General features: G+C 44.1%; 14 protein-coding genes. 10 read left to right on the plus strand and 4 right to left on the minus strand.

The window, feature by feature from the left end:
* Positions 1–22: 22 nt before the first annotated feature.
* Genes whiA through KXD37_RS09250 form a run of 3 tightly spaced genes read left to right on the plus strand, consistent with a single transcriptional unit; the run spans position 23 to position 2,020 of the window.
* Positions 23–973 (plus strand): DNA-binding protein WhiA, encoded by a 951-nt coding sequence (gene whiA / locus KXD37_RS09240; RefSeq protein ID WP_024122966.1) that lies wholly within the window; start codon positions 23–25, stop codon positions 971–973.
* A gap of 23 nt (positions 974–996) precedes the next feature.
* Positions 997–1,254 carry an HPr family phosphocarrier protein gene (locus KXD37_RS09245; protein WP_024122965.1) on the plus strand — a complete coding sequence of 86 codons (258 nt, stop codon included), beginning with the start codon at positions 997–999 and terminating at the stop codon, positions 1,252–1,254.
* Between the two features lie 10 nt (positions 1,255–1,264).
* Positions 1,265–2,020 (plus strand): arylamine N-acetyltransferase family protein, encoded by a 756-nt coding sequence (locus KXD37_RS09250; RefSeq protein ID WP_106019615.1) that lies wholly within the window; start codon positions 1,265–1,267, stop codon positions 2,018–2,020.
* A gap of 35 nt (positions 2,021–2,055) precedes the next feature.
* Here KXD37_RS09250 and KXD37_RS09255 read toward each other — a convergent pair whose 3' ends face one another.
* A complete protein-coding gene (locus KXD37_RS09255; RefSeq protein ID WP_010331995.1) occupies positions 2,056–2,265 on the minus strand; it encodes a hypothetical protein in 210 nt (69 codons plus the stop codon).
* A gap of 148 nt (positions 2,266–2,413) precedes the next feature.
* On the opposite strand from KXD37_RS09255, the gene KXD37_RS09260 reads away from it, so the two are divergent.
* The 4 genes from KXD37_RS09260 (at position 2,414) to KXD37_RS09275 (ending at position 6,970) form a co-directional block, all read left to right on the plus strand.
* Entirely contained in the window at positions 2,414–3,127 is a 714-nt protein-coding gene (locus tag KXD37_RS09260; RefSeq protein ID WP_106019614.1) for a response regulator transcription factor, read from the plus strand.
* The gene (locus tag KXD37_RS09265) at positions 3,121–4,191 is read left to right on the plus strand and encodes a HAMP domain-containing histidine kinase (RefSeq protein WP_188323329.1); all 1,071 of its coding nucleotides are present in this window, start codon (positions 3,121–3,123) and stop codon (positions 4,189–4,191) included. The genes KXD37_RS09260 and KXD37_RS09265 overlap by 7 nt, the downstream gene beginning before the upstream one ends.
* Positions 4,192–4,275: 84 nt before the next feature.
* Positions 4,276–5,055 carry a lantibiotic ABC transporter ATP-binding protein PsdA gene (gene psdA, locus KXD37_RS09270; protein WP_024122961.1) on the plus strand — a complete coding sequence of 260 codons (780 nt, stop codon included), beginning with the start codon at positions 4,276–4,278 and terminating at the stop codon, positions 5,053–5,055.
* Positions 5,030–6,970 (plus strand): ABC transporter permease, encoded by a 1,941-nt coding sequence (locus KXD37_RS09275; RefSeq protein ID WP_106019612.1) that lies wholly within the window; start codon positions 5,030–5,032, stop codon positions 6,968–6,970. Before psdA ends, KXD37_RS09275 begins: the two co-directional genes overlap by 26 nt.
* A 37-nt stretch (positions 6,971–7,007) precedes the next feature.
* On the opposite strand, the gene KXD37_RS09280 is transcribed toward KXD37_RS09275, so the two are convergent.
* Complete coding sequence (locus KXD37_RS09280) at positions 7,008–7,985, minus strand: 2-hydroxyacid dehydrogenase (RefSeq protein ID WP_095712950.1); 978 nt, start codon at positions 7,983–7,985, stop codon at positions 7,008–7,010.
* A 403-nt stretch (positions 7,986–8,388) separates the two neighbouring features.
* Between KXD37_RS09280 and KXD37_RS09285 the strand changes: the two genes are divergently transcribed.
* Together KXD37_RS09285 and KXD37_RS09290 are read left to right on the plus strand one after the other, a co-directional pair.
* Complete coding sequence (locus KXD37_RS09285; RefSeq protein WP_095712951.1) at positions 8,389–8,973, plus strand: beta-class carbonic anhydrase; 585 nt, start codon at positions 8,389–8,391, stop codon at positions 8,971–8,973.
* An 18-nt stretch (positions 8,974–8,991) separates the two neighbouring features.
* Positions 8,992–10,602, plus strand: a complete 1,611-nt coding sequence (locus KXD37_RS09290) for a SulP family inorganic anion transporter (protein WP_106019611.1) — start codon at positions 8,992–8,994, stop codon at positions 10,600–10,602.
* 27 nt (positions 10,603–10,629) lie between these two features.
* Here the strand turns inward: KXD37_RS09290 and KXD37_RS09295 are convergent, their stop codons facing one another.
* Positions 10,630–10,950, minus strand: coding sequence for a MazG nucleotide pyrophosphohydrolase domain-containing protein (locus tag KXD37_RS09295; RefSeq protein WP_024122956.1), 321 nt, complete (start codon positions 10,948–10,950; stop codon positions 10,630–10,632).
* Positions 10,951–11,066: 116 nt separating this feature from the next.
* Between KXD37_RS09295 and KXD37_RS09300 the strand changes: the two genes are divergently transcribed.
* Complete coding sequence (locus KXD37_RS09300; protein WP_263463492.1) at positions 11,067–11,642, plus strand: TIGR00730 family Rossman fold protein; 576 nt, start codon at positions 11,067–11,069, stop codon at positions 11,640–11,642.
* Positions 11,643–11,676: 34 nt separating this feature from the next.
* Here the strand turns inward: KXD37_RS09300 and clpP are convergent, their stop codons facing one another.
* Entirely contained in the window at positions 11,677–12,273 is a 597-nt protein-coding gene (gene clpP / locus KXD37_RS09305; protein WP_003219849.1) for an ATP-dependent Clp endopeptidase proteolytic subunit ClpP, read from the minus strand.
* Positions 12,274–12,366: the final 93 nt, after the last annotated feature.

Consider the following 12,366-nt stretch of genomic DNA (forward strand, 5'->3'; position numbering starts at 1 on the left):
AGCCTTGAAATGAGGTGGCTATATGTCATTTGCATCGGAAACAAAAAAAGAATTAACGAACCTGGAAGTGAAGGACTGCTGCATTAAGGCAGAGCTGTCTGCACTTATCCGAATGAATGGATCTTTATCATTTGCTAACCGCCATCTCGTACTTGATGTTCAAACTGAAAATGCAGCGATTGCCCGCCGCATCTATACATTGCTGAAAAGACAATATGATGTGTCGGTTGAGCTGCTGGTCAGAAAGAAAATGCGGCTGAAAAAGAATAACGTCTATATTGTGCGTTTTTCAGAGAATGCAAAGTTCATCTTAGAGGATTTAAAAATACTCGGCGAGAATTTTGTGTTTGAGCGAAATATTTCAAAAGAGCTTGTCAAAAAGAGATGCTGCAAGCGTTCTTACATGAGAGGGGCATTTTTGGCGGGAGGTTCAGTCAATAATCCGGAAACCTCCTCGTATCATTTAGAAATTTTTTCTCTCTATAAAGAGCATAACGATTCATTATGCGACCTGTTAAATGAGTTTCATTTAAACAGCAAAACGCTCGAACGGAAAAAAGGCTATATCACTTACTTAAAAGAGGCAGAAAAGATTACTGAATTTCTGAACGTAATCGGCGCACATAATTCGCTGCTGCGTTTTGAGGATGTCAGAATCGTCAGAGACATGAGAAATTCGGTTAATCGCCTTGTCAATTGTGAAACAGCCAACTTAAACAAAACCATCGGGGCTTCGCTCAGACAGGTAGAAAATATTAAATACATCGATGAAAGAATCGGCTTGGAGGCGCTTCCTGAAAAACTTCGGGAAATCGCGCAGCTGCGGATTGATTACCAGGAAGTGACGCTGAAAGAGCTGGGGGAAATGGTAGCGAGCGGAAAAATCAGCAAATCAGGGATCAATCACAGGCTGAGAAAACTTGACGAAATCGCAGAACAGCTGCGGACAGGGCAAACCGTCACTTTAAAATAACCGTAAAGAAAAGGGGAGATCTTATGGTTCAGCAGAAAGTGGAAGTTCGATTAAAGACAGGACTGCAGGCGCGTCCTGCTGCTTTGTTTGTACAAGAAGCAAACCGGTTTACGTCAGATGTGTTTCTTGAGAAGGATGGGAAAAAAGTAAATGCGAAAAGCATCATGGGACTGATGAGCCTTGCAGTAAGCACAGGCACAGAAGTCACATTGATTGCCGAGGGAGAAGATGAACAAGAGGCGCTGGAAAAGCTTTCGGCGTATGTTCAAGAGGAAGTTTAGGTGATACAAAATGAATGATTTTCTGAAAGACTGTTTTAAGAAAATCGGCTGGAAGAAGGATCATGTCAGCTTCGACGATCTTCCCCTTTTTCTAAAAGCGATGGCGTACCGATACCCTTTTGAAAACCGGGCAGTTCTTGCAAAAGAGAATTATAAGGTAACCAAAGAGGAGCTTTGGCGCCGTCTGATCAAAGAGCAGCATGGGGGACTATGCTACGACCTGAATGGTTTTCTTTACTATGTCTTACGCGATGCCGGTTTTCATGTGAAGCTCATTCGCGGAACAGTTTATGCAGGAAAGCAAGAAGAGTGGGCATTAGAAGGAACCCATGCTGCTGTATGGCTGTCGGCAGAAAAGGGAGATTACATCGTTGATATTGGTTTTGGCATCAACCTGGCGCTGGAGCCGATACCGCTTTCCGGAGAAACGGTACAATCTCCTGTGGGAGCATTCCGAATCAAGGAAAAAGCGACGGAAATGGGCACCCATCTTCTGTTGATGGACAAAGGAGAAGGCTGGAAAATCGGTTATGCCTTTACCCTTGAAGAGAGGGATCCCGGTGATTTAGATGACATGAAGGACCTGATTCATTCTCATGAAAAATCTCCTTTTAACAAATCACTGCTCGCCTCAAAGTTGACACCGAACGGGCGGATGGTCATGTCAGACCGCCATTTTACGATTCATGAAAACGGCGGAGAAGGCCAAAAAAGTGACATCGCCCCTTCAGAGTTTGAAGAGAAATTAAACACTTATTTTTTGTAATGTGAAAAGCTTGCAGACATACTGCAAGCTTTTTCTTATGAACAAGTATTGATTACTACATCAAATGCATCTTCCGGGATATACAGTTTCCCTTTTTCATATTGATAAGGAATGTGATTCTCTTTAAAGCACTCTTTTTCGTATTCAGTCAGTGAATCTCCAATTTCTATGTATTCCCCGGTATAGTTCGGCTGGCATGCTGAAAGAGTTGACGTAATGGTTACAAGTAGCATGATTATCTTCATAATGACACCTACTTATTAAGAAATTTTCCCCTTTTTTCATTCTACCATAACGAATAGAAAAAGACCGATTTACTATCCCCCACATGCTATAATGAATTTTGGAATCTTCTAGAAAAATCAACGCGCTAGACATATAAGGGGGATAAACGTGTATCGGATCTTACTCGTGGAAGATGATGAACGGATTGCTTCATTGCTGGGCGGCCATCTTCAGAAATACGGATATCATATAAAAATAGCTGAAAAGCTGAATAACATAAAGGAAGAATTTGCGGAAATGAAACCGGATCTTGTGCTGCTCGATATTAATCTTCCTTTTTTTGACGGGTTTTATTGGTGCAGGCAAATCCGAACGGTTTCAAATGCTCCGATTATTTTTATCTCGGCGCGGACTGATGAACTGAATCAGGTGATGGCGATTGAGAACGGGGGCGATGACTATATCACAAAGCCGTTTCACTTAGAAGTCGTCATGGCCAAAATCAAAAGCGTGCTGCGCAGGACCTATGGTGAGTATTCTCCTTCTTTGTCCCAGGAATCAAGACTGGTGGAGCTTGGCGGTCTAACGATATATCCAGACCAATATGAAGCGGAGTGGAAGAACAGCCGCATCTCGTTTTCACAAAAAGAATTTCAGCTGCTTTCGATTTTCATAAGAGAGCACAAAAAAATTGTCTCGCGTGATGAATTGCTGGAGGCATTATGGGACGACGTTGATTTTGTTGATGATAATACATTAACGGTCAATGTCAATCGGCTGCGGAGAAAGCTGGAGAATGCCGGATTGAAAGATGCCATTGCAACCATCAGGGGACAGGGCTATGTATTTGAAGTCAATCGGAAGGATGAGCGGGAGTGTTAAAGACTTATATCATCGACCGATTAGCCATTATTCTTTTTTCCTTATTAAGCATAGGTGCCGCTATGTTTATTGCCTATTTAAGCATTATAGAGAGCGGTGCCGAGCCTTCTGCAGAAAATATGATGTACATATGGGTTCTGCCTGGTGTCCTTTTGGCGGCTGGTTTTACTGCCGATTACATCCGGCAAGTGTCCTTTCTGGCATTTTTGAAAAAACTGGCCGACCAGGCACCCGCTTCAAGTGACATAGGGCGGTCACTTGAAGCCCGCAAGCCAAGAACAAGAGAGCAAGCCCTCTGGACAAAAATGATTAACGCGCTTGGTGATCAATATGCCGGAAAGCTCTCACAATATATCAATAAACAAAAACAGCATTATACATTTACGAATCAATGGATTCACCATATGAAAACACCCGTATCCGTCATCTCCTTAATGATTCAGGAAGGAAAGAACGGGACCGCTTCTTCCTTTCAGACATTTTTAGAGGAACTGGAAGACGAAAATGAACGGTTTCGCCACGGGCTGGATATGATGCTGCAAACAGCCCGGCTGGAGGAGTTCGCTTTTGATGTTAAACCAGAAACCTTTGATTTGACAGAGCTTGTCCGCTCATTGATCAATCAGGAAAAACGGCAGTTTATTAAACGGCGGCTTTTTCCGAAATTACATGTGCCGCCAAACGCCGTTCAGGTTTCCAGTGACCAAAAGTGGCTTTCCTTTGTTGTGGAGCAAATCCTTTTTAATGCCCTGAAATATTCAAAGCAAGGCGTTGGGGACCATATTACCATCCGGATTGAAACGCAAGGCCATGAAACGCGTTTATCAGTTGCAGATGACGGTATCGGCATTCCGGCGCAGGATCTTCCCCGGATTTTTGATCCGTTTTTTACTGGTGAAAACGGGCGAAGCATGACGCAGGCGACAGGAATGGGCCTATATTTGGCGAAAGAGGTGTGCAGCCAGCTGGGCCATAAACTGTACGCGCAATCAAAAGAGGGAGCGGGCACCGTGATGACAATCGTCTTTTCAAGTGACACCCTGGCGAATGTGACAGCATTGTAAGGTTCGAAAGCGAGATTGAAAGAAAGTTCGATGGGAGGCTGCTGACTTCCTTTTTATAATAAAGAAAAAAGGAGGATCAGAGGCATGAACGTGCTGCAAACAACGAAGCTGTCAAAAACATATTATTCAAATAAAGGAACGATGTCATATCAGGCACTTAGCGATTTTGACCTCAGTGTAAATAAAGGAGAATTTGTCGGCATCATGGGGCCGTCAGGAAGCGGAAAAACCACGCTCCTGAATTTGCTGGCCACCATTGATAAGCCGACCCAGGGCGAGATGATGATCAACGGCATTCAGCCGAAAACGTTAAAGGATCAAGAGATGGCTCTGTTTCGCAGAAGAGAGCTGGGCTTTGTCTTCCAAGACTTTAATCTGCTTGATACGCTGACGATTCGGGAAAACATCCTGCTTCCGCTCGCGTTGGACAAGGTAAAGCTGAGTGAAATGGAAAACCGCTTAGATGAACTGGCAGATACATTGCAAATCAAACATATTCTGGACCACCGTACATACGAAGTGTCCGGAGGCCAGCAGCAGCGTGCGGCCTGTGCAAGAGCCATTATTCATAATCCGGCTCTGATATTGGCAGATGAACCGACAGGCAACCTTGATTCAAAATCTGCAAAACAGGTCATGAACACGCTGGCTCAGCTAAATGAAGAAAAGGAAGCAACGATACTATTGGTTACGCATGATGCCACAGCGGCAAGCTTCTGTAAACGGATCGTCTTTATTAAAGACGGAAGATTTTTTTCAGAGATCCGCAGGGGAACGAATCAGCAGGTGTTTTATCAAAGTATCCTGGATACCCTGAGTGTGTTGGGAGGCGATTTTCATGAATTTGAGAACCATCGCCCGTAAGAACATTATTGGGAATCTGCAAAGATATGTTGCTTACTTTTTAAGCTGTGTGTTTGCCGTCTCGGTCTTTTTCGTCTTCACATCTTTTATTTTTCACCCGGATGTGACGGAAGACAATGTGTATGGCGGAAGCCTTGTGAAAACGTGTTTGAGCGCGGCTCTTATCGTCATTATCGTGTTTTGTATATTCTTTATTTCTTATTCAAATTCAGCATTTTTACAAGCGAGAAAGAAAGAGTTTGGCTTGTTTTCGCTGTTCGGGACATCAAAGCAGCAGCTCCGAAAGATGATTTATTATGAGCAGTCGCTGATTTCTCTTGCGGCGATTGCGGCCGGTATCGGCACGGGGCTGTTATTTTCAAAACTGTTTTTTATGGTCATGACGTGGATGCTCAGTGTGAAGGTGCCGATCTCGTTTGCGATTGTACCGAAAGCATTTGTGCTGACGGCGGTCGGTTTTCTCATATTGTTTCAAGTCCTGCTTATTTTATCGCTGGGGCAGATTCGCAAGCTCGAAATCATAGATTTGATTAAATCAGCTCAAAAACCTAAAAATTTACCGGCCTATTCAAAATGGCTCACTGTGCTGTCTTTGCTTTGTCTGGCTGGCGGTTATTATCTGTCTGCCACAGCCAATGCGATCGACATGATGTTTCGTGTCTTTCCGATTTTGATTTTAGTGTTAATCGGCACGTATTTCTTTTTTACACAAAGCAGTGTTGCGTTTTTCCGCATGCTGTACAGAAAGAAACACAGCTTTTACAAAGGAACCAATATCATTGTGCGTTCCAACATGATATTCAGGCTGAAAGATCACGCACGCATGCTGTTTTTAACCTCTGTGATTACAGCAGTCATTTTAACCGCTACAGGTGTGATCTATATGTTTTATGCTGATTTAGAAAGGCAGGAGGAGCAAAGCATTCCTCAATCTGTTGCCTGGGTGGAAAAAGACGCTTCCCGTTTTCAGGTTATGAAGCCTGAGACGGCTGAGAATACATTGAAAAGAGCAGATGCTGAGATTAAATATAAGGTGAATGCCACAGGTATTCCTGTTACATTTCAATCAGACTTGCCGTATGGAAACAGGAAAGCGGAAGCAGAGGCCTTGCTGATCTCAGAGAAAATCTATAATCAAGTCGCAAAGGAAAAAGGTTTTCCCGTTATTCATTTACAAGAAAATGAAGCGTTTATCAATGTTCCGTTTCAAATGATGGTGAAAGATACGTTCGGGGAAGGGGAAAAAGCAGCGTTTCATATGAAGTCAGGAAAATCACTTTCCTATGTCATGAAAAAGCAGCAAAACAAAGGGATATTGATGTCAGTCGGAGGAGTCAGCCGTTTATTGGTTGTCAGCGAAAAAAGCTTTGACAGCCTGACACAGGAGGTGCCGCTGAAGGATCAGACGAGAGTGGTAGGCTACGAGCTTGAGCATTGGCAGGAGACGGTGGACGTCTCTGAGAAGCTTGAAAACATGGTGCCGAAAGAACATACATCTGATTTTCAAACGCGTGCTCCGAGTTTTCAAGTTGTGAAGCAGGGAGTCGCATTAATGCTGTTTATCGGTCTGTTTGTCAGCGTGCTGTTTTTTATCGTTCAAGGAAGCATGCTGTATTTGCGGATGTTTACTGAAATAGAAGATACGAGAGTGCAAGTGTTAGCATTAAAGAGAATGGGGATTACGGACAAAGAGATTCACTCCATCCTTGGAAGACAAATTGGATTTTTGTTCTTCATCCCGTTTATCGCGGGCACGATTCACGCCGGTTTTGCGTATGTGGCGTTAAGCAACATGCTGAATGCTAACTTATTTCTTGAGGCCGTGATTGTCATCTTCATTTATTTTGTGTTTCAGGCTGTTTATTATATCGTCACTCGTCATATTTATAAGCGTGCTGTTCTCCAGCATATGTAATATGAAATCCGGTCTTCATCAGACCGGATTTTTAGATTTACTGAAATTCTCTTGTCAGATTTTTCGGTGTTTCCCCTTTGATAGCTGCGATCATGTTTTCAGCGGCCTGTTTACACATATTGAAACGCACTTTAGCTGTTGCTGAGCCAATATGCGGCAGTAGGGTGACATTATCGAGCTGCAAGAGCGGGTTGTCTTTTGCAACAGGTTCTTCTTCGTACACGTCTAAACCGGCACCGCGAATCCAGCCTTCTTGAAGAGCGCGGATGAGGGCTTTTTCATCAACCGTCTTTCCCCGGGAAATATTGACGAAAATTGCGGAATCCTTCATCAGTTTAAATTCACGTTCCCCGATCATGTGATACGTTTCGTCAGTCAGCGGAGTAATCAGCAGAACAAAATCTGATTGCTCCAGCAGTGTGTCAAGCTCAGCGTATTTGACGCCGATGCTTTCTTCAGTTTCTTGTTTGCGATGGCGGTTATGATAAAGCACGTCCATATCGAAACCGAATTTGGCGCGTCTGGCCGCTTGCTCGCCGATTCTGCCCATGCCGATAATGCCTAATGTTTGATGATGGACGTCAATGCCGAAAAGGTCTTCTTCTTCAACCGTACCCCATTTACCGGCCCGGACGAAACGGTCCAGTTCAGCAACACGTCTGGCCGATGATAGAATTAAAGAAAAGGCCAGATCGGCCACTGTGTCATCCAGTGTATAAGGCGTATGAGTGCCGACGACGCTTTTTTCTTTCATCGCTTCTATATCAAAATTATCGTAGCCGACGGATTGATTGCTGACGACCTTCAGCTTAGGAGCATGTTCAAGCAGCTCGCTGTTGATGGACGGCCCAGATGTTCCAGTAGTTAAAAGCCCTTCAGCATCTTTCATTTTTTCGAATAGCACCTCTTGCGGAAGTGTATCCTCCTGCCATATCTCATAGCGGCAATGCTCACTGATCATGTTTTCAATCTCTTCAGGAATCGGTTTGGTGATAAATACAAATGGTTTCAACAAGGCTCCCCCTTTATGGCTGTTGTCTATTTTATTATATCGGAAAGAAATAGAAGTTAGAAATATTGCTGCGTTTGTTAAAATTTCTGGTTCTTTTGAACTTAAAATGATCGTGATGAATGAAAAAATAGCAGCCTCTGCTTAAATAAGTTTTTTAATTATCTGAATTCGCCTATATTTTTTGTCAGACAAATCACCAAAATACCAGCAGAACCTGGATTATAGGATTCAATAAATATAAATTTTATTATCTTTGAAAGATATAAATTTTTGAGTTTTTATTTTACAGTCCAATTAGATCGTCTTTTGTTGAAAGCCTTTTCGCGGCCTGTTCCTATGCTATAATTCCTTACTGTAAGCTGGGTAAGAAGGCTTGCAAAATCATATGGATGGGAGATGAATTAGAATGGTTTCTTTAACATCAATTTTGGAACACAATCAGCAGTTTGTCAGAGAGAAGAAGTACGAACCCTACAAAACGACAAAATTCCCTTCAAAAAAGCTCGTTATTGTTACCTGTATGGATACAAGACTCACAGAACTTCTTCCGCAAGCAATGGGGCTTAAAAACGGCGACGCTAAGATTGTAAAAAACGCGGGAGCCATCGTTTCTCACCCATTTGGAAGTGTCATGCGCAGCATATTGGTCGCCATTTATGAATTGCAGGCTGAAGAGGTTTGCATTATCGGCCACCATGAATGCGGGATGTCAGGCCTGAATGCGGCCTCGATTCTTGAAAAAGCAAAGGAACGTGGGGTAGAAGCAAGCTGTCTGAGTTTGCTTGATAGCGCCGGATTAGACTTAAAAACTTGGCTGACCGGCTTTCACAGTGTGGAAGAAAGCGTTTCCCACAGTGTCAATCTGATCAAGAATCATCCGCTGCTGCCAAAAAAGCTGCCGGTTCACGGGCTTGTGATACACCCGGAGACAGGCAAACTTGATGTCGTGATTAACGGTTATGAAACTGAGTTCATAAAGACTAATTCATAAGGGAGGTTTTAACAAAATATGCGATTCTCTGGGAGATTCAAGGGATACAATTTGCAGAAATTTCAGAAAGACCTCATTGCAGGTATCGTAGTAGGAGTCGTGGCAATTCCTTTAGGGATGGCGTTTGCCATTGCCTCGGGAGTCGAGCCTGAATACGGGCTGTATACTGTTGTCGTGGCGGGGATCTGTATTTCTTTGTTCGGGGGATCTAAATATCAAATTGGCGGTCCGACTGGCGCGTTTGTCCCGATTTTATTCGGTATTGTGATGCAGTACGGGCTGGAAAATCTGCTGATAGCGGGATTTATGGCAGGCGTCATGCTGGTGCTGTTCGGATTGTTTAAGCTCGGCAAAATTATGAAGTATGTGCCGAAGCCAGTTATCGTCGGGTTTACGGCTGGAATCGCCGTGTTAATCTTCACTGAACAAATCGCTAATTTTCTCGGTTTGAAAAACGTAGAAAAACATGAGAACTTTCATCACAACATGTTTGAAATTGCACAGAAGCTCGGCACCTTTAACGGATATGCCATTTTGACAGCAGTCATCGGACTTGTCATTTTGCTTGTATCCGCCAAAGTGATGCCAAAAGTACCCGGAGCTTTATTGGCTCTTCTCATTTCTACGCTTGTTGCGGTTGTGTTTTTCCCTGACCGCATGGCAACGATTGGCTCAACCTATGGAGATATTCCTCGCCATTTGCCTGAATTTCAGTTTCCGGAGCTGACAATAGATAAAATGGTCATGCTGTTTCCGGCAGCGCTTGTCATCGCGCTTCTTGGCGGCCTCGAGTCAATATTATCCGCGATGGTTGCCGATAATATGAAAGGGTCAAAGCACGACAGCAACAAAGAGCTTGTCGGCCAGGGGATTGCGAATATGGCCGCGCCGCTGTTTGGCGGAATCCCGGCTACCGGAGCGATTGCGCGGACGGCAACCAATATTAAAAACGGAGCGGTTTCGCCTGTCTCAGGTGTCGTTCACGGCGTCGTGGTTCTTCTTGTACTGCTTGTATTCGCGCCTTATGCTTCCCACGTTCCGCTTGCAAGTATGGCGCCGATATTGATGGTTGTCGCATGGAATATGAGTGAGCGGAAGGAAGTCGCAAACATGCTGAGATTGAAAAACGCCGATTCCTTCATTTTAGCCGCTACCTTTGCCCTGACGGTTCTGTTTGATTTAATCGTCGGTGTGGCGACCGGATTGCTACTCGCATTTGTGTTCTTCATCAGAAGAATGAGTGAAGCGACCCGTATTCACAATCAGGAGTCTCATCCAGCTCTTGCGAAAGCGGCTAAGAGGGAGCAGGGGACAGATCCTTCTGTCAGCATGTACTCCATAGAAGGACCGCTGTTTTTCGGATCGATTGATTCGCTTGAATCGTCACTGTTAGAGCATGTACAGAAAAAGCCGAAGACCCTGATTTTACTCATGAATAAAGTGCATTACATGGATACGTCCGCAGAAGCGGTGCTTGTGAACATCATGAACAGAATTAAGCGCCACAACGGAAAGCTGATGATCGTAGGGCTGCAGTCTCAGCCTAAAGAGCTCCTGCATAAAACAGGCCTCTTTCACAAAATAGGAAAGCAGCATTTCTTTGATCATCATGATGAAATCACAGGATGAAAAAACGGCCGACTGCGGCCGTTTTTTTTATGCATGCTCAAATCGCTTTGTCAGTTTTTCTTGGTGGGCTATCATCACGTCTTCTAAAGAAACGCCGTACATATCAGCAAGGATGGCGATATTTCCGATGACGTCTCCCATTTCTTCAATCAATTCTTGTTTTTGCTCAGCTCGTGTCGATTCTTTCTCATCCGGCCGGTCTCTGCCGATTTCGTACGCCCTGACAGCCCGTGCCAGCTCTCCGGCTTCCTCCATTAAAAACCCGACTCGAATAAACGGTCCGTATTCCGTCCAGCCCCTTTTTTCGTAAAACTCTTTCATCCATTTTTCAGCATCAGCCAGCTGCAACATCATCACTCCTGCATTCTTTATGTATTTCATATTGATATTATCACATGAAGGTGGGACAATATATAGTGTGTTTTTTGAATGTTAATACGATATATAGATGCGGAGATGACGAGATGAAAACAATTTGTGTATTTGCGGGCTCAAACCCGGGGGGAAATGAAGCGTATAAAAGAAAAGCGACAGAGCTTGGCGTGTATATGGCAGAGCAGGGAATCGGCCTGGTATACGGGGGCTCTCGTGTAGGGTTGATGGGCGCGATTGCCGATGCGTTAATGGAAAACGGCGGCACTGCAATTGGAGTGATGCCAAGCGGCCTGTTCAGCGGAGAGGTTGTCCATCAAAACTTGACAGAGCTGATTGAAGTCAACGGCATGCACCAACGGAAGGCAAAAATGAGCGAACTGGCTGACGGCTATATCGCCATGCCGGGCGGTTTCGGTACATATGAAGAATTATTTGAAGTGCTTTGCTGGGCGCAGATCGGCATTCATCAAAAGCCGATCGGACTGTATAATGTCAACGGATATTTTGAACCGATGATGAAAATGGTCAAATACAGCATTCAAGAAGGATTTTCTAACGACTCTCATCTTAAACTGATTCATAGCTCTTCACGGCCCGATGAGTTAGTTGAGCAAATGAAGAACTACTCATATCCGATTTTAGAGAAAAAGTGGACAGAAATTTAAAAAAGAGCCCTCCGAAAGGAAGGCTCTTCTCGTTTTACTTTTGCTCTTCAGTGTTGCGAGTCAGAATTTTGTCAATCAGGCCGTATTCAAGCGCTTCTTCAGCAGACTTGAAGTTATCGCGGTCTGTGTCGCGTTCGATCACTTCCAGCGGCTGGCCAGTACGTTCAGCAAGCACTTTGTTTAGTTTGTCGCGAAGCAAGAGAATACGTTTCGCGGCAATTTCAATTTCTGTCGCTTGACCTTGAGCTCCGCCAAGAGGCTGGTGAATCATAACTTCACTGTTCGGAAGCGCATAGCGTTTGCCTTTTTCTCCGGCAGCAAGCAAGAACGCGCCCATTGACGCAGCCATACCGATACAAATTGTAGATACCTTCGGCTTAATAAACTGCATGGTATCATAGATCGCCATACCGGCCGTGATAGAGCCGCCCGGGCTGTTGATGTAAATAGAAATATCTTTTTCAGGGTCTTCCGCTTCTAAGAATAAAAGCTGTGAAACGATGGAGTTCGCAACGTTGTCATCAATCGCAGATCCAAGCATGATGATACGATCCTTTAATAAACGAGAATAAATGTCATACGCTCTTTCCCCGCGGTTCGTTTGTTCAATGACTGTAGGTATTAAATTCATAATGCTCCTCCTTCACCTTTTAGGTAAGTATGTAGTTACATGATACATTTTTGGTCAATAAAGGTCAAACAAAAAGCTGGCTTGACATGCAAA

The sequence above is a fragment of the Bacillus sp. XT-2 genome (genome assembly GCF_025696525.1).
GTDB lineage: Bacteria > Bacillota > Bacilli > Bacillales > Bacillaceae > Bacillus > Bacillus halotolerans.